The following is a 19,132-nucleotide window of genomic DNA, read 5'->3' as shown; positions in this document are numbered from 1 at the left end:
TGGATCACGCCGCCCGGAACATCTCCGGCGGCAGCGCCATCACCGTGTCCGCACCGCCCTCGATCTTGCGGCGGAGCGCGCCGGCGTCGGGCATGATGCGTTCCGCGAAGAAGCGCGCGGTGACGAGCTTCGCGTCGAGGAAGGCGCTGTCGCCCTCGCCGCTCGCCTTGAGCGCGGTCGCGGCCTTCGCCATGCGCAGCCACATCAGGCCGACCGCGACCAGGCCGGTCAGGTGCATGTAAGGCACCGCGCCAGCACCCACGTTTTCCGGGTTCTTCATGCCGTTGGCCATGAACCACATGGTCGCGGCCTGCATCTGGCCGAGCGCCTTCTCCAGCGCTTCCGCGATCGCTAACGTCGCCGGATCGGCCTTTCCTGCCGCCGCTTCCTCGCCGACGATCTTGAAGAAGGCCTGGACGGCGCGGCCGCCCTTCTGCGCGAGCTTGCGGCCGACGAGGTCCATCGCCTGGACGCCGTTGGTCCCTTCGTAGATCATCGCGATCCGCGCATCGCGGACATATTGCTCCATCCCCCATTCCTGGATGTAGCCGTGGCCGCCATAGACCTGCTGCGCGTTGGTCGCGACCTCATAGGCCTTGTCGGTGCCGACGCCCTTGATGACCGGGGTAAGCAGGCCGACGAGATCGCCTGCCATCTCGCGGTCCTCGTCCGTCGAGGCATGGTGCTCGAGGTCGACCTGGAGCGCACCCCACAGGCAGAGCGCGCGAAGGCCCTCCGTCCACGCCTTGGCCTCCATCAGCATCCGCCGGACGTCCGGATGGACGAACAGGGTGTCCGCCTTCTCGTTCGGCTCCTGCGGGCCGGTCAACGCGCGGCCCTGGCGCCGGTCGCCGGCATATTGGACGGCGTTCTGATAGGCGACCTCGGCGATGCCGAGGCCCTGCAGGCCGACGCCGAGGCGGGCGGCGTTCATCATGATGAACATCGCGGCGAGGCCCTTCATCTCCTCGCCGACGAGCCAGCCCTTGGCGCCGTCATAGTTCATGACGCACGTCGAATTGGCATGGATGCCCATCTTGTGCTCGATCGAGCCGCAGGTCACCGCGTTGCGCTCGCCGAGCGATCCGTCGTCATTGACCAGCACCTTCGGCACCACGAACAGGCTGATGCCCTTCGAGCTGTCCGGCGCGCCCGGCGTCTTGGCGAGGACGAGGTGGATGATGTTGCCGGTCAGGTCGTGCTCGCCCGCCGAGATGAAGATCTTCGTGCCGGTGATCGCATAGCTGCCGTCGGCCTGCGGCTCCGCCTTGGTGCGGATCAGCCCGAGGTCCGTGCCGCACTGCGGCTCGGTCAGGTTCATCGTGCCGCCCCATTCGCCCGACACCATCTTGGGGACGTACATCTGCTTCTGCGCCTCGGACCCCTGCGCCAGCAGCGCGGCGATCGCGCCATGGGTCAGGCCCGGATACATGGCGAAGGCCATGTTGGACGAAATCATATATTCCTGGAACGCGGTCGACACGACGTGAGGCATCCCCTGCCCGCCATATTCGGGCAAATTGCCCAACGTTGCCCACCCGCTTTCGACATAGCGCTTGTACGCCTCCTTGAACCCAGCCGGCGTCGTGACGCTGCCATCCTCGTGCCGAGTGCAGCCTTCCTGGTCCCCGGACTGGTTTAGCGGGAACAACACCTCGGCGACGAAGCGGCCGCCCTCTTCGAGCACCGCGTCGACGACATCCGGCGTCGCTGCATCGAAGCCAGGCAGGTTGGAAAAGTTCTGGAGGCCGACGACATGCTCCAGAACGAAGCGGGTATCGCGGACGGGGGGCGTGTACTGGGGCATCGAAAAGGCTTCCTCTCAGGCGTCCCGGGCGTGAACGGCTTCGACGACGTTCACGAATTCGGTCAGTTCGGCGATGGCGGCATCGATGTCGTGCTTCTGCCGTTCGAGCAGCGCGATCCTGCCGCGACAGCGGTCGATCGTCGCCTGGCGCTGTGCGCGTCGGTTGTCCCCGACGTCGTACAGGTCGATCATCTCGCGAATCTCGCCCAGCGAGAAGCCGACACGCTTGCCGCGCAGGATCCACGCCAGGCGGGCCCGGTCGCGATGCGAATAGATACGCTGTGTACCCCGCCGCTCCGGCGCGATCAGCCCTTCGTCCTCGTAGAAGCGGAGCGCACGGGCAGTCACGCCGAACTCGTCCGACAGGTCGGAGATCGTATAGCTGTCGCGGTCATCCCGCGGCGCGATAGGCGCATAGGCAGGCGTCAGATCCATGCCCGTCAATTAGCTTACCTTTACGTCAACGTCAACTGCCGCAAAGAGGCCGGCCCGCCGGCGAACGCAGTTGCGCCGCTTCCGAAGCAGAAGCGCTGACGCGATCGACGGCAAGCGCTGATAGCGAAGCACGCCCGGTACAAAGCGATTCGCAGGCCGACGGAAGCGCCGCCGGAAAGACGATGCGATCGCCATCGATCGCGGCATTGAACCGACACGACCCGAAGGCGAGGCGGGCTGAGTCGCCACGCTGGCGAAGCGTGCCGGCCGCCGCGCATCCCTGCCCTTCTCCATAGTCGATGAGGACACCGACGCGCAGCGTACCGGCATGCCCCGGCACGACACACAGGCGATCGGTTTCCCGCGACCAGGCGCCGATGAGCGTCACGCGCCGAGGATCGACCACCATGCCCGCTGCCACCGCAGCGTTCTCCAACCGGGCACCGGCAGATGGTGCTTGCGAATGCGGCTGCCGCCGGCACGCGGGCAGCAGTGCGAACGTCGCGAGCAGCGCCGTCGTACACAGCCTCATACGATGCGAACGAGCCGATCGCCCTCGATCCGGCGATAGAAGCACGTATCTGCCCCCGTGTGGCATGCCGGACCGGCGGGATCCGCGATGATCCAAATCGCATCCTGATCACAGTCGACGCGCATCTCGACCACCGACAGGATATTTCCTGAGGTTTCGCCTTTCTTCCAAAGCCGATTGCGACTGCGCGACCAGAACGTCGCGTGACCGCTGTTCCGGGTTTCGGCGAGCGCGTCCGCATTCATGTGGGCGACCATGAGCAACGCGCCTTCGCGGTTCGTCACGACGGCGGTGATCAGGCCGGCGCCGTCGTATTTGGGGTCTAGGACGAGCTCGGTTTCGCGCGGTTCGGACATGTCGGTCGTTTAGACGCGCGGGGAGATGGCGTCACGCCGGTTGTGCGTCGTCTCTCACCCTATCGGTTGGAGCGAATCGCCTTCGCGAGCTCGGCCTTGTCCATCTTCGACCGGCCGGCGATGCCGATTTCGCGCGCTTCCTTCAGCAGGTCCGCCTTGCTGCGATCCTCCAGGCGCGTCGACTTGTGGTCCAGCGTGCCGGCCGCCTTCGCATTGGCGATCCGGGCGGCCTTCTCCTTCGAATTGCCCTGTTTGCGCAACTCTTCGTAGAGCGCATCGTCCTTGATCTGGGCGCCGTGGTCCTTCGCCATCGCGGATCTCCTTCCGCCGTCGAACGAGCGGAAAGCACCAACGCTCCCGCATCCGCATGACAAACAGGCGACAAACCTGTTTCGCGTGCCTATATGCGCGCTCGCACGACATCAGGCCGGGCCATGCTGACCACACATCCCTTCGACGACGACACGCTGCACGAAGAGTGCGGCATCTTCGGTGTTTCCGGCAGCGACAGCGCGGCCGCGCTCGTTGCGCTCGGCCTGCACGCGCTGCAGCATCGTGGGCAGGAGGCCGCCGGGATCACGAGTTTCGACGGCCACCTGTTCCACAGCCATCGCGCGATGGGCCATGTCGCCGGCAATTTCGACCGCGACGACGTGATCCGCGCGCTGCCGGGCAACGTTGCAACCGGCCATGTCCGCTACTCGACAACCGGCGAGACCGCGCTGCGCAACGTCCAGCCGCTCTACGCCGACCTCTCGACCGGCGGCTTCGCGATCGCCCACAACGGCAATATCTCGAACGCGATGAAGCTGCGCCGCGAGCTCGTCCGGCGCGGGTCGATCTTCCAGTCGACCAGCGACACCGAGACGATCATTCACCTCGTCGCGACGTCCAGCTATCGCACGCTGCTCGACCGCTTCATCGATGCGCTCAAGCAGATCGAGGGCGCCTATTCGCTCATCGTCACCACGCCGGAGGGCATGATCGCGTGCCGCGACCCGCTCGGCATCCGGCCGCTCGTGATGGGTCGCCTGGACGATGCGATCATCTTCGCCTCCGAGACCGTGGCGCTCGACGTGTGCGGCGCGACGTTCGAGCGACAGGTCGAACCCGGCGAGCTGGTTATCGTCCAGGGCAGCGAGGTCCGTTCGATCAAGCCGTTCGCGCCGATGGCGCCGCGCCCCTGCATCTTCGAATGGGTTTATTTCAGCCGCCCCGATTCGATCGCGGGTGATCAGTCTGTCTATTCGGTCCGCAAGGAGATCGGTGCGCAGCTGGCGATCGAGGCGCCGGTCGAGGCGGACCTCGTGATCCCGGTGCCCGATTCGGGCGTGCCGGCGGCGATCGGCTACGCGCAGCAGTCCGGGATCCCGTTCGAGCTCGGCATCATCCGTTCCCACTATGTGGGCCGCACCTTCATCCAGCCCGGCGACAAGGTCCGTCACCTGGGCGTCAAGCTGAAGCACAACGCCAATCGCGCGCTGATCCAGGGCAAGCGTATCGTCCTGATCGACGATTCGATCGTGCGTGGGACGACCAGTCTAAAGATCGTGCAGATGATGCGCGATGCGGGCGCGGCGGAAATTCACATGCGGATCGCCAGCCCGCCCACGCGACACAGCTGCTTCTACGGCGTCGACACGCCCGAGCGCGCCAAGCTGCTCGCCGCCAAGCTCGACGTCGGTGGCATGACCGATTTCATCCACGCCGACAGCCTCGCCTTCGTCTCGATCGACGGCCTGTACAAGGCGCTGGGAGAGGCCAAGCGTGCGGACATCCGGCCCAAATACTGCGATGCTTGCTTTACCGGCGATTATCCGACGACGCTGACCGACCATGACGATGCGGCCCCTGTCGACCAATTCGCGATGCTTGCGGAACGGGTAAATTGAGCGAGATGAGCAAGGCTCTGGACGGGAAACTGGCGCTAGTCACCGGCGCCAGCCGGGGCATCGGCGCCGCGACCGCGATCGCGCTTGCCAAGGCCGGTGCGCACGTCGTGCTGACCGCCCGCACCGCCAAGGATCTGGAAAGCGTAGAGGATACGATCTTCCAGGCAGGCGGATCGGCGACGATCGCGCCGCTCGATCTTGCGCAAAGCGACTCGATCGCACGGCTGGCGACGGCGGTGGGCGAGCGCTGGCAGGCGCTGGACATCCTGGTGCTCAACGCAGGCACACTTGGCAGCCTGGCGGCGGTGCCGGCGATCCAGCCAAAGGAGTTCGCAGAGGTGCTGACGCTCAACGTCAGTTCGCAGGCGGCGATGCTCGCCGCATTCGACGCCATGCTGCGCCGGTCGAGGGGCGCGCGCGTGATCGGCGTCACCTCGAGCGTCGCGCGCAAGCCGCGCGCCTATTGGGGTGCCTATGGTGCGTCCAAGGCGGCCTTCGAAACGCTGATCGGCGCCTATGGCGACGAGACCGCCGAGATCAGTGCGATCCGTACCGCGATCCTCGATCCCGGCGCGACGCGGACCAAGATGCGCGCCCGCGCCTATCCGGGCGAGGATCCGCAGTCGGTGAAGGCGCCGGAGGTGGTGGCGGAACGGATCGTGGCGCTGGCGACCGACGGGTTCGCCCCGGGGCATTTCGAACGGGTCGGCTGATCCGGCCTAGGCCTTGATCAGCGTCACCTGCGCGACGTCGATGCCGCCACCCCGGAAGCCGCCCTCGCAATACATCAGATAATAGCGCCACAGGTCGCGGAACCGCGCGTCCAGCCGGGACGGCAGGCGGGCCGCCCGGTCGGCATTCTCGAATCGCTCGCGCCAGTGCCGCAGGGTCTGCGCATAATCGAGGCCGAAGCCCTGCCGGTCGGTCCAGGCGAGGCCCCGCGCCTCGCAGAGCGCGCGGAAGCGGCTCTCGGACAGCAGCATGCCGCCGGGGAAGATGTAGCGCTGGATAAAATCGACATTGCCTGCATAGGCGGGAAAGATGTCGTCGGCGATGCTGATATACTGGATCGCGGCGCGGCCGCCCGGCTTCAGCACGCGGACGAGCGTGTCGACATAGGCCGGCCAGTAATCCTGGCCGACCGCTTCGACCATCTCGATGCTCGCCACTGCGTCATAGGTACCGGCGACGTCGCGATAATCGGTCAGCGCCACGGTGACACCGGGAAGGCCGCGGGAGTCCACGGCCGCCTTCTGCTCGGTCGACAGCGTCAGGGCGTGGACGCAGCGCCCCGCCGCCGCGGCAGTCGCCGCGAACGACCCCCAGCCGCAGCCGATCTCGAGAATCGTGTCGCCCGGGCGGGTCGCGGTGCGCTCGAGGATCGCGGCGAGCTTGCGCGCCTGCGCCCGGGCCAGATCGTCGCCCGGCCCGTAGATGGCGCTCGAATAGGTGAGGCTTTCGTCGAGCCATTCGCGGTAGAAATCGTTGCCCAGGTCGTAATGCTCGGCGATGTTCCGGCGCGCGCCCTTGCGGTCGTTGCGGCGGACCCGATGCCAGGCGCGTAGCGCCGCCTTCGGCAGCCCCCCGGCCCGCGCCGTGCCGCCGAGCGTGGAACGATTGCGCATGAACAGGTCGAACAGCGGCACAGGATCGGGACTGGACCATTCGCCGGCCTCCCACGCCCGATACCAGCCGACCGACCCCTCGGTCGCGAGCCGAATCAGCGCGCGCCACGACATGATCGTGACGATCGGCACGGGCCCCGGTTTACGGCCCCCGAGCAGCCGGCGTGTCCCGTCGGGAAGGCGCGCCTCGATCCCGCCGCTTGTCAGCCCTGCATCAATGCGGTCGAGCAGGCGGTGGAACGGGATCGCGATCAGGCGGGAGAAACGTGCGGCCATGCGCGCGCCCATGCCCGAGGATCCGGACGAACGAAAGACGCTCAGGCCGACGCGGGGGAGAATGCCTCGCCCAAGGTAAGGATCGCCGCGACGTGACGGCGAGCAATTTCAAGCGCATCGTCGCCATAGCCGCCCCCGACCGTACTCGCGAGCGGCGCGTCGATGGAGCGGGCGAGCCCGGCGATCACATGCTCGCGACGGGCAAGCCCGGCGAGGCTGAGCGACAGGCGGCCGAGCCGGTCCCCTTCGAACGGGTCGACGCCCGCCTGGTACAGGATCAGCTGTGGCCGATGCTCCGCGAGGAAGGGTGCCAGCGTCTCCTTCAGCTTGGCCAGATAGCCCTCGTCGCCCAGGCCGTCCGCCAGCGAAACATCCAGCGTCGATCGCGCCTTGCGGGCAGGAAAGTTCTTTTCCGCATGGATCGAATAGGTGACGATACCGGGCCGGCCGGCCAGCAGCGCGGCTGTTCCATCGCCCTGATGCACGTCACAATCGACGACGGCGAGGCGGTCGACCGTCCCCTCCTCGATCAGCCGGACCGCGGCGACCGCGAGGTCGTTGAACACGCAATAGCCGGCTCCCGTATCGGCAAGCGCATGATGGCTGCCACCGGCGCTGTTCGCGGCAAAGCCGTGGCGAAGCGCGAGATGCGCCGCGAGCCACGTCCCCCCCGGTACCGCCTGCGCACGTGCGGCGACGGCAGGCGTGACGGGAAAGCCGATCCGCCGCGTCTTGGCGGGCGGAACGCGTGCCTCCAGCACCTCGGCGACATAATCCGGATCATGCACGGCCTCCAGCCACCGCACGTCCATCAGCTCGGGCTGGTGCCAGGTCAGCCGCTCGCCTTCGGCTAGCAGCAGGTCACGGATCAAGCCGTTCTTGTTCCAGCGATAGGTCGAACGGGCGGGCGCAGGCGCGACATAGGCGGGGTGATGGACGATCGGGATCACGCGTCCTAGGTAGGGCGCCAGCCGCCGCCGCCCAAGAGAGACGCATGACAGATACGTCCGACACCCCGCCCTTCGTCCGCCCGGACGTCCGCATGTTCCTCAATTATCTCAATGCGGTTCCCGGTCCGCGGACGCACCAGATGACGCCCGCCGACGCGCGGCAGGTGTATATCGCGATGAAGGACGTCGCGGACCTGCCGGTGGGCCAGCTCGCGACGAGCCGCGACCTGTCGATACCCGGCCCCGCCGGCACGATTGCCGCGCGACTGTTCGACGCCCGTGAAACGCGCGCGCCGGGACCAGCCGTGGTCTTCTTCCACGGGGGTGGCTTCGTCATCGGCACGATCGACACGCATGCGAGCTTCTGCGCCGAGATGGCGCGCGTGCTCGACCTGCCCGTCGTATCCGTCGAGTATCGCCTGGCGCCGGAGCACCGCTGGCCCGCGGCGCCCGACGATTGCGAGGCGGCGGCGCGCTGGGTCGCGGAGAGCCCCGCCGACCTCGGGCGAAGCGTCACCTCGCTGGTTCTCGCCGGCGACAGCGCGGGTGGGACGCTGACGATCGTCACGGCCATGGACCTGCGCGACGCCCCCGCCGCCGTTCCGGTGATCGTCCAGGCACCGATCTATCCGGCGGCCGATTCGTCGCGCATGTACCCCTCCTTCGACGCATTCGCCGACGGTTACCTGCTGACGCGCGATACGATGCTGTGGTTCGTCGACGCCTATCAGGCGGATGTCGCGCATCCGCGGGGATCTCCCCTGCTCGGCAATGTCGCGGGCCTGCCGCCGGCGGTAATCGTCACCGCCAGCCTCGACCCGATTCGCGACCAGGGGCGCGCCTATGCCGCCGCGCTGGTCCAGGCGGGCGTGCCCGTCGTATTCCGGGAGGCGATGGGCACAGTCCACGGCTTCGTGACCCTGCGAAAGGCGATTCCGTCCGCCCAGGGAGACGTGGCGGGCTATCTCTCGGCGCTGAAGGACGTCATCCTCGAGGCCGAGGCAGCCCGAGTCCAGACGCAGGCTGCGGGAGCCGGCGCATGAGCAAGGCCGATCTTCCCTATCGCCCCTGCGCCGGCGTGATGCTGGTCAATCGCGATGGCCGCGTCTTCGTCGGGCAGCGAGTCGACTCGACGCTGGAAGCCTGGCAGATGCCGCAGGGCGGGATCGATCCCGGCGAGGACGCCCTGACGGCCGCGATCCGCGAGCTTGGCGAGGAGACAGGCGTCGCGCCCGACAAGGTCACGCTGGTCGCCGAGGCGCCTGACGAATTCTACTACGACCTGCCGGACGATCTGGTCGGCAAGGTCTGGCAGGGCAAGTGGCGCGGCCAGCGCCAGCGCTGGTTCCTGTTCCGGTTCCTGGGCGAGGACAGCGACGTCGACATCGACACGGCGCACAAGGAATTCCGCGCCTGGCGCTGGGCGGATCCGTCAGACCTGCCGACGATGATCGTGCCGTTCAAGAAGGCGCTGTACGAAGCGGTGCTCACCGCATTCCAGCCCCATCTCGCCGCAAGCGAAACAAGGTAGGTTTGCCTGTCGCACCCCAGTCCCTAGGCCCACTCTCCATGCGCCGCTTGCCGATCCTGCTGCTCGCCACCCTGCTGCTCGCGAACGCGGAGGGCAATCCGGCACCCGATCAGAATGCGGTGCCGATCCCGGGACCGATCAAGGCGATGCTGGACGCCGCGATCGAGAGCGGCAACGACGGGGATGTCTCGGTCGTCGTCAAATACGCGCGCCTCGCCGACCCGGCGAGTGCGGACCAGGTGCTCGCGATCGCCCAGAAGTGGCGCAGCGAGCGCGCGGCGGCGCGGAGCGAGACGATACGCCAGGCGAACATCTTCGATCTATGGTCGGGTCGGGCGGAGCTCGGCGGCTACATCACCACGGGCAACACCAATTCCAAAGGCGGCACGGCGGTTCTCGACCTGACGCGCGAGGGGCTCCAGTGGCGCCACAAGTTCCATGCGCAGGCCGACTATCAGGAAAACGCGGGGATCACCACGCGCGAACATTATCTGGCCAGCTACGAGCCCAACTACAAATTCGATGATCGCGCCTACATCTATGGCGCCGCGCAATTCGAAAGCGATCGCTTCCTCGGCTATTTCGATCGCTATTCGGCATCGGCGGGGATCGGCTACAGCGCGGTCAAGACGCCCCGCGTCCGGCTGGACGTCGAACTGGGGCCCGCCTTTCGGCGGACCAGCTTCACCAACGACCTGATCGAGGGAAGCCTCGCGGCGCGCGGCACGATGGCGTTCAGCTGGCGGCTGCTGCCGGGCCTGTCGGTGACGCAGAACGCCGCCGCCTATGTCGAACGGTTCAATTCGACGGTGAGCGGCACGACGGCGCTGAACGCGAAGCTGCTCGGCCCGCTGTCGGCAGCTCTGTCATACAATGTCCAGTACGAAAGCCAGCCGCCGGTCGGCTCCGTATCGACGGACACGACCAGTCGCGCGTCGCTGGTCTACAGCTTTTGACGCGACGGCGGCGCTGCCGCCTGTGCCGCTGCGACACGGGAAAGGCCGGCGCCGGATTTCCCTTCCGACGCCGCCTCGGCTAGCAGGCGGCGATGGAGAGAATGACGGACGAGGCGCGGGCTGTGATCGCGGCCCTCGACGGCCCGGCTATGTTGGCCAGGACGTGCGAATGGGCGGCCATCAATAGCGGGACGCGCAACCTTGCCGGGCTGGCCCGGATGGCCGCCGTGCTGGCGGATGCCTTCGCGGTGCTCCCGGGCGAGACGAGGCTGATGGAGCCGGCGCCGGTCGACACGGTGGGCACGGATGGCAAGGTCGCGGCGCTTTCGCACGGCCGCCACCTGTATCTCGCCGTGCGCCCCGACGCGCCCGTGCAGATGCTGTTCACGGGCCACATGGATACCGTCTATCCGGCCGATCACCCGTTCCAGGCGGTGACCCATCGTAGCGACGGCACCGTCAACGGGCCTGGCGTTGCGGATATGAAGGGCGGGCTCTGCGTCCTGCTCGCGGCGCTCGCGGCCATCGAGCGCGATCCCGACGCGGCAAGGCTCGGCTATGCCGTGGTGATCAATTCCGACGAGGAAACCGGATCGCTTTCGTCATCGGCGCTGCTCGCCGAGGCGGCGCGCGGAAAGGTCGCGGCGCTGACGTACGAGCCGGCGCTGCCGGACGGGACGCTGGCAGGCGCGCGGGGCGGGACCGGCAATTTCTCGATCGTCGTGCGTGGCCGCGCGGCGCATGCCGGCCGCAATCCCGAGGAGGGGCGAAACGCGATCGTCGCCGCGGCGGCGATCGCCGTGCGGCTGGCGGAGGCGCGCGGCGATGGCCTGAGCGTCAATCCCGCCCGGATCGACGGCGGCGGTCCCAACAACGTGGTACCGGATCTGGCGGTGCTGCGCGTCAACTTCCGCCCGCGTGACCCGTCCGCCATCGCGCGCGCGGAGGAGACCGTCCGCGATACCATCGTGTCGATAGGATCGGAGCATGACGTGCACATCGCCCTCCACGGCAGCTTCAATCGTCCGCCAAAGCCGATGGACGCCGGCAGCGAGCGTCTCTTCGCCACCGTCGCGGAAGCGGGCGGCACGCTCGGCCTGCCGATCGCCTGGCGGGCCACCGGCGGCGTGTGCGACGGCAACAATATCGCCGCGGCGGGCGTGCCCGTCGTCGACACGATGGGCGTACGCGGCGGCGCGATCCATTCCGCCGAGGAATTCCTGATCGCGGACAGTCTCGTCGAGCGCGCCGCGCTGTCGATCCTGACGATCCGCCGAATCATCGCAAGGGGCCACGCATGACCTTCCGTATCCGCGCCGCGAACGGTCGCGACCTGCCGCACCTCTATGAGATGGCCAAGCTCACTGGCGGCGGATTCACCAACCTGCCCCCGGATCGCAAGGCCTTGCGCGCCAAGCTCGAGCGGAGCGAAGCGGCGATTTCCAACGACGGCGGACCCGTCGCCGACGAACTTTTCGTGCTGATCCTCGAAAATGCCGCGACGGGCGAGGTGCGCGGGACCAGCCAGATCTTCACCCAGGTCGGCCAGCAGCATCCATTCTACAGCTATCGCATCGGCACGCTGACGCAGCACAGCCGCGAACTCGGCCGGACCTTCCGCGCCGAGATGCTAACGCTCACCACGGATCTCGAGGGCTCGTGCGAGGTGGGCGGTCTGTTCCTGCACCCCGGCGAGCGCGCCGGCGGACTCGGCCTTCTGCTCGCGCGGAGCCGCTATCTCTTCATCCGCGCGCACCGCGATCGATTCGCGGACCGTATCCTAGCGGAGCTGCGCGGCGTGATCGACGAAGCGGGCGGATCCCCCTTCTGGGACGGTCTCGCCGGCCGCTTCTTCGGCATGACCTTCCAGGATGCCGACCAGTTCAACGCGATAAACGGCCATCAATTCATCGCCGACCTGATGCCCAAGCACCCCATCTATACCGCCATGCTGTCGGAGGCAGCGCGCGGCGCCATCGGCCTGCCGCATCCGAGCGGACGTGCGGCGATGCGGATGCTGGAGAACGAGGGCTTCCACTTCGAGAATTACGTCGACATCTTCGACGGTGGACCGACGATGACCGCACGCACCGACCGCGTCCGGTCGATCGCAGGGGCGATGGCCAGCCGCGTCGTCGCGGTCGACGGCGACCAGGGCGGCGTGGAATCGCTGGTCGCGATCGGCCGGCTGCGGGATTTCCGCTGCGCGTTCGGCTGCGTGCGCGAGGTGGGCGAGGATATCGTCCTGTCCGCCGATTGCGCCGCGCTGCTCGGCGTGCGGGAGGATGACGTCGTGCTGCACGTGCCGCGGTGGTGAGAGACATGCAGACCGAGATCAATTTCGACGGGATCGTCGGACCGAGCCACAATTATGCCGGCCTGTCGGCGGGCAACCTGGCAGCGACGCACAATGCCGGTCGCATTTCCCATCCACGCGCCGCCGCGCTGGAGGGGCTGGCCAAGATGCGCGCGAACCTGGCGCTCGGGCTGACGCAGGGCATCTTGCTGCCGCATCGGCGACCCGACCACCGGTGGCTGGCAAGCCTCGCCACGGATCATGCACGGGCGACGCCGCTGCTGCGGGCGCAGGCCATGTCCGCCTCCGCGATGTGGGCCGCCAACGCGGCGACCGTGTCCCCCGCGCCGGACGCCGCCGACGGCCGTTGTCACCTGACGGTCGCCAATCTGCTGACGATGCCGCATCGCAGCCACGAGTGGCCGGAGACGCTGGCGCAGCTGCGACTCGCCTTCGCCGACCCGGCCTTCGCCGTCCACGCGCCGGTGCCTCCCCCCTTCGGCGACGAGGGCGCGGCCAATCATATGCGCCTATGCGCGTCACATGACGCCCCTGGCGTCGAGGTGTTCGTCTACACGATCGCCGGCGGCCCCTTCCCCGCCCGCCAGCATCCGGAGGCCAGCGCCGCCGTCGCGCGACGCCACGCGCTCGATCCGGCAAAGACGCTCTTCGTCGAACAGTCGCCAGCGGCGATCGCGGCGGGCGCCTTCCACAACGACGTCGTCGCGGTGGCGAACGAGCGGGTGCTGTTCGCGCATGAGCAGGCCTTCGCGGAGCGCGAAACCTTCTACGCCGATCTGCGTCGGCTGATGCCGGCGGTGGAGATCGTCGAGGTCCCGGCGGCGGAGGTCAGCCTGGCCGATGCGATCGCCTCCTATCTCTTCAACGCCCAGCTCGTGACGACGCGCGACGGGCCGACGTTGATCGTGCCGGCAGAGGCGCGCGCCAATGCGGCCGTGTGGCGCTGGCTGGAGCGGCATCGCGCCGGCAACGGGCCGATCCGACAGGTCGAGGTGGTCGACGTCAAGCAATCCATGGCGAATGGCGGCGGCCCAGCCTGCCTGCGCCTGCGCGTCGTCGCGGACCCCGCGCGCGTCGATCCGCGCTTCCTCGTGGACGTCGAGAAGATCGCTCTGATCGAAGACGTCGTTCGGCGCTGCTGGCCGGAAACCATCGACCCCGCCGAGCTTGCAGATCCGGCGCTCGTCGCGGCGATCGAGGCCGCGCACAGGGCGCTGCTGGACGCGCTGGACCTGTCGGATTGCTTTACGATTAACCACGTCGCTTAAGGCGGAAACGGCGGAATTGCGGCATTGGCATCGCGCTTGCTTAACGATTTGCCATGTGGCTCCGATTGAAGCGTCTGTTCACGATCACGACGAAGTTCGAGGCGTTCCTCGTCATCTATGCGCTCGCCACCGGCGCGGTCGCGCGCGGAGTGCACTATCTGGACCTCTACCCCGGTTTCGGCGGCTGGCTGCTCTTTGCGGTTTGTCCGCTGTCGGTGTTCATGGTCGGCGGCATTTTGATCGACACGGTCGAGCAGCGCCGCCACGAATGACGTGGCATCACCTTTTGCGGGCAACAGGATAACTTGGTCGCGCCCGCCCGCGCGGGCACTATCTCGGCACGCATGAGCGGGCTCACGCATCTCGATCGGCTCGAGGCCGAAAGCATCTACATCCTGCGCGAAGTCGTCGCCGAGGCCCAATCCCCGGTGATGCTCTATTCGGTCGGCAAGGATTCGGCGGTGATGCTGCATCTCGCCAGGAAAGCCTTCTACCCCGCGACACCGCCATTTCCCCTGCTTCACGTCGACACGACGTGGAAATTCCGCGCGATGTACGATCTGCGCGACAAGGCGGCGGCGGCGGCCGGCATGGAGCTGATCGTCCACCGCAATCCCGAGGCGCTGGCCGCCGGCATCAATCCGTTCGACCACGGCAGCCGCCATACCGACCTATGGAAGACCGAGGGCCTCAAGCAGGCGCTGAAGGCCGGCGGATTCGACGCCGCCTTCGGCGGGGCGCGGCGCGACGAGGAGAAGGCCCGCGCGAAGGAGCGCATCTTCTCGTTCCGCTCCGCGAGCCAGGGCTGGGACCCCAAGGCGCAGCGCCCGGAATTGTGGAACCTCTACAATGCGCGGATCAGGCGGGGCGAGAGCATCCGCGTGTTTCCCCTGTCCAATTGGACCGAGCTCGACATCTGGCAATATATCCTGCGTGAAGGGATCGAGATCGTCCCCCTCTATTTTGCCGCGCCGCGCCCGACCGTGGAGCGCGACGGCCTGATCCTGATGGTGGACGACGATCGCTTCCCGCTCGCGCCCGGCGAAATGCCGGTGGAGCGCTCGATCCGATTCCGGACGCTCGGCTGCTATCCGCTGACCGGCGCGGTGGAGAGCGCGGCGGACACGTTGCCGGCGGTGATCCAGGAGATGCTGCTGACGACGACGTCCGAACGCCAGGGCCGCGCGATCGACCACGACCAGACGGCGAGCATGGAGAAGAAGAAGCGCGAGGGCTATTTCTGATGACGGTCTACACCCCCGACGCGCTCATCGCCGCCGATATCCATGCCTATCTCGACACGCATCAGTCCAAGTCGATGCTGCGCTTCATCACCTGCGGCAGCGTCGACGACGGCAAGTCGACGCTGATCGGCCGGCTGCTCTACGATTCCAAGACGATCTTCGAGGACCAACTGCGTCAGCTCGAGGCCGACAGCCGCCGCGTCGGGACGCAGGGCACGAACATCGACTTCGCGCTGCTCGTCGACGGACTGGCCGCCGAGCGCGAACAGGGCATCACCATCGACGTCGCCTATCGCTTCTTCGCGACCGAGAAACGCAAGTTCATCGTCGCGGACACGCCGGGGCACGAGCAATATACCCGGAACATGATCACCGGGGCTTCCACCGTCGACGCGGCGGTAATCCTGGTCGACGCGCGCAAGGGCATCCTGACCCAGACGCGGCGCCATTCCTTCCTCGCCCATCTGATCGGCATCCGGCATCTGATCCTTGCGGTCAACAAGATGGATCTCGTCGGACATGACCAGGCGGTGTTCGACGACATCGTCGCGGACTATGCAAAGTTCGCCGCCGGCATCGGCATCGCCGGCTTCACCGCCATTCCCCTGTCGGGCCTGACCGGCGCGAACATCACCGCGCGATCCGACGCCATGCCATGGTACCGCGGCCCGGCGCTGCTGCCGCATCTGGAGGCGATACCGGTCGATACCGATCGGGCGGCGATGACGCCGTTCCGCATGCCGGTGCAATGGGTCAATCGGCCGGACCTCGACTTCCGGGGATTCGCCGGAACGATCGCCGGCGGATCGGTGCGGGTCGGCGACCGGGTTCGCATCGTGCCGTCCGGCCGCACCACGTCGATCGCGCGCATCGTCACCTTCGACGGAGATCGCGGCAGCGCCGTCGCGGGCGAGGCGGTGACGCTGGTGCTCGCGGACGAGGTCGATTGTTCCCGCGGCGACGTCATCGCGGCGGCGGATTCCCCGCCCGAAGCCGCGACCCAATTCGAAGCGACCCTCGTTTGGCTGAACGATGCGCCGCTCGTCCCCGGTCGCGGCTATTGGCTCAAGATGGGTACGCAGACGGTGGGCGCGACGGTGCAGCCGCCGGCCTATGTCGTCGACGTCAACACCCAGGCGCATCTGTCGGCGGAGACGCTCGCGCTCAACGACATCGGCGTCGCAGAGGTCTTTACCGAGGCCGCCCTCGTCTTTGCGCCCTATGCGCAGAGCCACGTTCTGGGCGGCTTCATCCTGATCGATCGCGAGACGAACGCCACGGTCGCCGCCGGCATGATCCATCACGCGCTCCGCCGTGCGCAGAACGTGCACTGGCAGTCGACGCATATCAGTCGCGAGGCGCATGCCCGTCAGAAGGGACAGTCGCCGCGCCTTCTGTGGTTCACCGGCCTGTCCGGATCCGGCAAGTCGACGATCGCGAACCTGGTGGAGAAGAAGCTGCACGCGCTCGGCCGGCACAGCTTCCTGCTGGATGGCGACAATATCCGTCATGGCCTGAACCGGGACCTGGGCTTTGCCGATGCCGACCGGATCGAGAACATCCGCCGCGTCGGCGAGGTGGCGAAGCTGATGTGCGACGCCGGCCTGATCGTGCTGACCGCCTTTATCTCGCCGTTTCGCGCGGAACGCGAGATGGTACGCGGCCTGCTGCCGGCGGGTGAGTTCGTCGAGATCTTCATCGACACGCCGCTCGCCGATGCGGAAGCGCGGGACGTCAAAGGCCTGTACGCCAAGGCGCGGGCGGGTGAGATCAAGCATTTCACCGGCATCTCCAGCCCCTATGAGGCGCCGGAGCACCCCGATATCAGGATCGACACGCGCACCGAAAGCGCCGAAGCTGCCGCCGAACGGATCGTCGAGCATGTGCTGGGCGTGTGGAGTTTAGAGCTTTGACGGATGTCGATCTCGCCGCTGCGATCGCCGAGGAAGCGGGCGAGCTGCTGCTGGCGATCCGGGCGCGCGGCGATGCGCGCGGCAAGGCGCTCGGCGATGCGGGCGATGCGCGCGCCAACGCGCTGATCATCGAACGCCTGCGCGCGGCGCGCCCGGACGACTTCATCCTTTCCGAGGAGTCGCTGGACAATAGCGAGCGGTGTGGCGCGCGGCGGGTATGGATCGTCGATCCGCTGGACGGAACGCGCGATTATGCCGAGGGGCTCGACGATTGGGCGGTGCACGTCGGACTGGCGATCGACGGACGTCCCGCGATCGGCGCGGTCGCGGTTCCCACGCAGCGACGGGTCTATACCACGGCGCAGGCGCAGCGTGCGGCGACCACATGCGGCGCGCCCCCGCGGATGGTGGTGAGCCGCACGCGCGCCTCCGACCTCGTCCACCAGGTCGGCACGGCGCTGGCCGCGACGCAGAACGGCATGGGGTCGGCCGGGGTGAAGGCGATGGCGGTCGTCGATGGCCGCGCCGATATCTATCTCCACGACGGCGGCCAGTATGAGTGGGACAATTGCGCCCCAGCTGCGGTGGCGCTCGCCGCGGGCTTGCATGCGTCGCGGATCGACGGCAGCCCGCTCGTCTACAATAGCGCCGACCCGCTGCTGCCCGACCTTCTGATCTGCCGGCCCGAACTGGCGGCGTCGGTGCTGGCGGCGATCGCGGCTATTCGCTGATCGCGGCATAGCGCCGGGCGATGACGGCGCAGGCGATCAGCTGGATCTGGTGGAACAGCATCACCGGCAACAGCACCACGCCGACCTGGGCCGGCGCGAACAATACGCCGGCCATCGGCACGCCCGACGCCAGGCTCTTCTTCGATCCGCAGAACAGCAGCACGATCGCATCCTCGCGGCTGAACCCGAGCCCGCGTCCCATGAACCAGGTGATCGCCAGGACGAGCGCGAGCAGCGCGACGCACAGTTCCCCGATCAGCGCGAGGTCCCCGGCGGATACCTTGTGCCACAGCCCCTCGACCACCGCCGCGCCGAACGCCGAGTAGACGACGAGCAGGATCGATCCCCGGTCGACGATGCCGACCAGCCCCTTCCACCGCGTGACGAGACCGCCGATCCACGGGCGTAGGAGATGTCCCGCCACGAAGGGAACGAGCAGCTGGAAGACGATCGCCTCCACCGCAGATAGCGAGACACCGGTTCCCTGTCCGCCGATCCCGCCGATGAGCAGCGCGACGAGCGCGGGCGTCACCACGATCCCGATCAGGTTCGAGAAGGACGCGCTGCATACCGCCGCCGCCACGTTGCCGCGCGCGATTGCGGTGAAGGCGATCGAGGACTGCACCGTCGAGGGCAGCAGCGTCAGGAACAACAGGCCCGTGGCGACGAGCGGCGCGATGCCGGGCACATGGCGCAGCCCGACGCCGAGCAGCGGGAACAGCGCAAAGGTCGTCAGAAACACCGCGAGATGCAGCCGCCAGTTGCGGGCGCCCTGCCAGATCGCCTCGCGCGACAGCTTGGCGCCATGCAGGAAGAAGAGGAGGACGATGCCGACCTCTGCCGCCGTCGCCACGACCCCCGCCATGGCACCGCGCGGCGGCACGATCGAGGCGAGCAGCACGGTAGCAAGCAGAAGCAGGATGAACGGCTCGAAGAGCGACAGCAGACGGCGAAGCATCGGGTCGCTTTACCCGCTTCGCCGGACGATGCGAGTGCGGCGCGCGCCACGGCGACTGCATGCGACACATTCGATGCGCCGTGTCTGCGACTGTCGACCAGCCATGAAGACCCGCGCGCTACCGGTGCGGCGGGCCGTAGACGCAAAAACCCCGCCGGGTCGATGACCTGGCGGGGTATTTTGGCGCGCCCGGAACGATTCGAACGTCCGACCCTCAGATTCGTAGTCTGATGCTCTATCCAGCTGAGCTACGGGCGCCAACCGGAGGCGCGCTGATAGCAGACGGTTCCGAACGCGCAAGTACATTGCGCACTTTTTCTTCGCCCAATAGGACGGCTCCG

The 19,132-nt window shown here is 67.5% G+C and carries 20 protein-coding genes and 1 tRNA gene; 12 read left to right on the top strand and 9 right to left on the bottom strand.

All coding sequences use genetic code 11. The annotated features are described in order from the left end of the window. Window positions 1–4: 4 nt before the first annotated feature. The 5 genes from IQ292_RS08685 to IQ292_RS08665 form a co-directional block, all read right to left on the bottom strand. Entirely contained in the window at window positions 5–1,807 is a 1,803-nt protein-coding gene (locus IQ292_RS08685) for an acyl-CoA dehydrogenase C-terminal domain-containing protein (protein WP_203309926.1), read from the bottom strand. A 15-nt stretch (window positions 1,808–1,822) separates the two neighbouring features. Continuing rightward, a complete protein-coding gene (locus IQ292_RS08680) occupies window positions 1,823–2,242 on the bottom strand; it encodes a MerR family transcriptional regulator (protein ID WP_203309925.1) in 420 nt (139 codons plus the stop codon). A 31-nt stretch (window positions 2,243–2,273) separates the two neighbouring features. Further along, on the bottom strand, window positions 2,274–2,651 hold the full coding sequence (locus tag IQ292_RS08675) for a hypothetical protein (protein WP_238940930.1): 378 nt from the start codon (window positions 2,649–2,651) through the stop codon (window positions 2,274–2,276). Window positions 2,652–2,770: 119 nt separating this feature from the next. Next, window positions 2,771–3,130: a phosphoribosyl-AMP cyclohydrolase gene (gene hisI, locus IQ292_RS08670; protein WP_203309923.1), complete on the bottom strand. Its 360-nt coding sequence runs from the start codon at window positions 3,128–3,130 to the stop codon at window positions 2,771–2,773. 59 nt (window positions 3,131–3,189) lie between these two features. Continuing rightward, window positions 3,190–3,441: a DUF7218 family protein gene (locus IQ292_RS08665; protein WP_203309922.1), complete on the bottom strand. Its 252-nt coding sequence runs from the start codon at window positions 3,439–3,441 to the stop codon at window positions 3,190–3,192. Between the two features lie 123 nt (window positions 3,442–3,564). On the opposite strand from IQ292_RS08665, the gene purF reads away from it, so the two are divergent. Both purF and IQ292_RS08655 read left to right on the top strand, forming a co-directional pair. Further along, a complete protein-coding gene (gene purF / locus IQ292_RS08660) occupies window positions 3,565–5,022 on the top strand; it encodes an amidophosphoribosyltransferase (RefSeq protein ID WP_203309921.1) in 1,458 nt (485 codons plus the stop codon). 5 nt (window positions 5,023–5,027) lie between these two features. After that, window positions 5,028–5,735, top strand: a complete 708-nt coding sequence (locus IQ292_RS08655; protein WP_203309920.1) for an SDR family NAD(P)-dependent oxidoreductase — start codon at window positions 5,028–5,030, stop codon at window positions 5,733–5,735. A gap of 6 nt (window positions 5,736–5,741) precedes the next feature. Here IQ292_RS08655 and IQ292_RS08650 read toward each other — a convergent pair whose 3' ends face one another. Both IQ292_RS08650 and IQ292_RS08645 read right to left on the bottom strand, forming a co-directional pair. Next, a complete protein-coding gene (locus IQ292_RS08650) occupies window positions 5,742–6,923 on the bottom strand; it encodes an SAM-dependent methyltransferase (RefSeq protein ID WP_238940929.1) in 1,182 nt (393 codons plus the stop codon). Window positions 6,924–6,964: 41 nt separating this feature from the next. Continuing rightward, window positions 6,965–7,873, bottom strand: a complete 909-nt coding sequence (locus tag IQ292_RS08645) for a histone deacetylase family protein (RefSeq protein ID WP_203309918.1) — start codon at window positions 7,871–7,873, stop codon at window positions 6,965–6,967. A 44-nt stretch (window positions 7,874–7,917) separates the two neighbouring features. Between IQ292_RS08645 and IQ292_RS08640 the strand changes: the two genes are divergently transcribed. The 10 genes from IQ292_RS08640 (at window position 7,918) to IQ292_RS08595 (ending at window position 17,833) form a co-directional block, all read left to right on the top strand. Then, a complete protein-coding gene (locus tag IQ292_RS08640; RefSeq protein WP_203309917.1) occupies window positions 7,918–8,916 on the top strand; it encodes an alpha/beta hydrolase in 999 nt (332 codons plus the stop codon). Further along, the gene (locus IQ292_RS08635; RefSeq protein ID WP_203309916.1) at window positions 8,913–9,404 is read left to right on the top strand and encodes an RNA pyrophosphohydrolase; all 492 of its coding nucleotides are present in this window, start codon (window positions 8,913–8,915) and stop codon (window positions 9,402–9,404) included. Before IQ292_RS08640 ends, IQ292_RS08635 begins: the two co-directional genes overlap by 4 nt. A 38-nt stretch (window positions 9,405–9,442) precedes the next feature. Further along, window positions 9,443–10,360: a DUF481 domain-containing protein gene (locus tag IQ292_RS08630; RefSeq protein WP_203309915.1), complete on the top strand. Its 918-nt coding sequence runs from the start codon at window positions 9,443–9,445 to the stop codon at window positions 10,358–10,360. Between the two features lie 92 nt (window positions 10,361–10,452). Next, window positions 10,453–11,661 (top strand): hydrolase, encoded by a 1,209-nt coding sequence (locus IQ292_RS08625; RefSeq protein ID WP_420853665.1) that lies wholly within the window; start codon window positions 10,453–10,455, stop codon window positions 11,659–11,661. Continuing rightward, the gene (locus IQ292_RS08620) at window positions 11,658–12,677 is read left to right on the top strand and encodes an arginine N-succinyltransferase (RefSeq protein WP_203309914.1); all 1,020 of its coding nucleotides are present in this window, start codon (window positions 11,658–11,660) and stop codon (window positions 12,675–12,677) included. The genes IQ292_RS08625 and IQ292_RS08620 overlap by 4 nt, the downstream gene beginning before the upstream one ends. Before the next feature lie 5 nt (window positions 12,678–12,682). Next, a complete protein-coding gene (locus tag IQ292_RS08615; protein WP_203309913.1) occupies window positions 12,683–13,945 on the top strand; it encodes an N-succinylarginine dihydrolase in 1,263 nt (420 codons plus the stop codon). 53 nt (window positions 13,946–13,998) lie between these two features. Beyond that, window positions 13,999–14,217 carry a hypothetical protein gene (locus tag IQ292_RS08610; protein WP_203309912.1) on the top strand — a complete coding sequence of 73 codons (219 nt, stop codon included), beginning with the start codon at window positions 13,999–14,001 and terminating at the stop codon, window positions 14,215–14,217. Between the two features lie 60 nt (window positions 14,218–14,277). Then, window positions 14,278–15,189 carry a sulfate adenylyltransferase subunit CysD gene (gene cysD, locus IQ292_RS08605; RefSeq protein ID WP_338057613.1) on the top strand — a complete coding sequence of 304 codons (912 nt, stop codon included), beginning with the start codon at window positions 14,278–14,280 and terminating at the stop codon, window positions 15,187–15,189. Continuing rightward, window positions 15,189–17,102 carry a sulfate adenylyltransferase subunit CysN gene (gene cysN / locus IQ292_RS08600; protein ID WP_203309910.1) on the top strand — a complete coding sequence of 638 codons (1,914 nt, stop codon included), beginning with the start codon at window positions 15,189–15,191 and terminating at the stop codon, window positions 17,100–17,102. The genes cysD and cysN overlap by 1 nt, the downstream gene beginning before the upstream one ends. After that, the gene (locus tag IQ292_RS08595) at window positions 17,099–17,833 is read left to right on the top strand and encodes a 3'(2'),5'-bisphosphate nucleotidase CysQ (RefSeq protein ID WP_238940928.1); all 735 of its coding nucleotides are present in this window, start codon (window positions 17,099–17,101) and stop codon (window positions 17,831–17,833) included. The genes cysN and IQ292_RS08595 overlap by 4 nt, the downstream gene beginning before the upstream one ends. On the opposite strand, the gene IQ292_RS08590 is transcribed toward IQ292_RS08595, so the two are convergent. Both IQ292_RS08590 and IQ292_RS08585 read right to left on the bottom strand, forming a co-directional pair. Beyond that, the gene (locus tag IQ292_RS08590; protein ID WP_203309908.1) at window positions 17,823–18,791 is read right to left on the bottom strand and encodes a bile acid:sodium symporter family protein; all 969 of its coding nucleotides are present in this window, start codon (window positions 18,789–18,791) and stop codon (window positions 17,823–17,825) included. The two genes, IQ292_RS08595 and IQ292_RS08590, sit on opposite strands and share 11 nt — an antisense overlap. Before the next feature lie 181 nt (window positions 18,792–18,972). Further along, window positions 18,973–19,049, bottom strand: a tRNA-Arg gene (locus IQ292_RS08585). Window positions 19,050–19,132 lie beyond the last annotated feature (83 nt).

The sequence above is a fragment of the Sphingomonas beigongshangi genome (genome assembly GCF_016820445.1).
In the GTDB taxonomy this organism is placed as follows: Bacteria; Pseudomonadota; Alphaproteobacteria; order Sphingomonadales; family Sphingomonadaceae; genus Sphingomonas; species Sphingomonas beigongshangi.
The sequence above is the reverse complement of the archived record's forward strand: the minus strand, read 5'-3'. Positions and strand labels throughout refer to the sequence as shown.

What these genes read in the sequence shown, in the direction of transcription:
- IQ292_RS08685 (WP_203309926.1), bottom strand. Translation starts at nt 1,807, where the DNA reads ATGCCCCAGTACACGCCCCCCGTCCGCGATACCCGCTTCGTTCTGGAG.
- IQ292_RS08680 (WP_203309925.1), bottom strand. Translation starts at nt 2,242, where the DNA reads ATGGATCTGACGCCTGCCTATGCGCCTATCGCGCCGCGGGATGACCGC.
- IQ292_RS08675 (WP_238940930.1), bottom strand. Translation starts at nt 2,651, where the DNA reads ATGGTGGTCGATCCTCGGCGCGTGACGCTCATCGGCGCCTGGTCGCGG.
- hisI (WP_203309923.1), bottom strand. Translation starts at nt 3,130, where the DNA reads ATGTCCGAACCGCGCGAAACCGAGCTCGTCCTAGACCCCAAATACGAC.
- IQ292_RS08665 (WP_203309922.1), bottom strand. Translation starts at nt 3,441, where the DNA reads ATGGCGAAGGACCACGGCGCCCAGATCAAGGACGATGCGCTCTACGAA.
- purF (WP_203309921.1), top strand. Translation starts at nt 3,565, where the DNA reads ATGCTGACCACACATCCCTTCGACGACGACACGCTGCACGAAGAGTGC.
- IQ292_RS08655 (WP_203309920.1), top strand. Translation starts at nt 5,028, where the DNA reads ATGAGCAAGGCTCTGGACGGGAAACTGGCGCTAGTCACCGGCGCCAGC.
- IQ292_RS08650 (WP_238940929.1), bottom strand. Translation starts at nt 6,923, where the DNA reads ATGGCCGCACGTTTCTCCCGCCTGATCGCGATCCCGTTCCACCGCCTG.
- IQ292_RS08640 (WP_203309917.1), top strand. Translation starts at nt 7,918, where the DNA reads ATGACAGATACGTCCGACACCCCGCCCTTCGTCCGCCCGGACGTCCGC.
- IQ292_RS08635 (WP_203309916.1), top strand. Translation starts at nt 8,913, where the DNA reads ATGAGCAAGGCCGATCTTCCCTATCGCCCCTGCGCCGGCGTGATGCTG.
- IQ292_RS08630 (WP_203309915.1), top strand. Translation starts at nt 9,443, where the DNA reads ATGCGCCGCTTGCCGATCCTGCTGCTCGCCACCCTGCTGCTCGCGAAC.
- IQ292_RS08625 (WP_420853665.1), top strand. Translation starts at nt 10,453, where the DNA reads ATGGAGAGAATGACGGACGAGGCGCGGGCTGTGATCGCGGCCCTCGAC.
- IQ292_RS08620 (WP_203309914.1), top strand. Translation starts at nt 11,658, where the DNA reads ATGACCTTCCGTATCCGCGCCGCGAACGGTCGCGACCTGCCGCACCTC.
- IQ292_RS08615 (WP_203309913.1), top strand. Translation starts at nt 12,683, where the DNA reads ATGCAGACCGAGATCAATTTCGACGGGATCGTCGGACCGAGCCACAAT.
- IQ292_RS08610 (WP_203309912.1), top strand. Translation starts at nt 13,999, where the DNA reads ATGTGGCTCCGATTGAAGCGTCTGTTCACGATCACGACGAAGTTCGAG.
- cysN (WP_203309910.1), top strand. Translation starts at nt 15,189, where the DNA reads ATGACGGTCTACACCCCCGACGCGCTCATCGCCGCCGATATCCATGCC.
- IQ292_RS08590 (WP_203309908.1), bottom strand. Translation starts at nt 18,791, where the DNA reads ATGCTTCGCCGTCTGCTGTCGCTCTTCGAGCCGTTCATCCTGCTTCTG.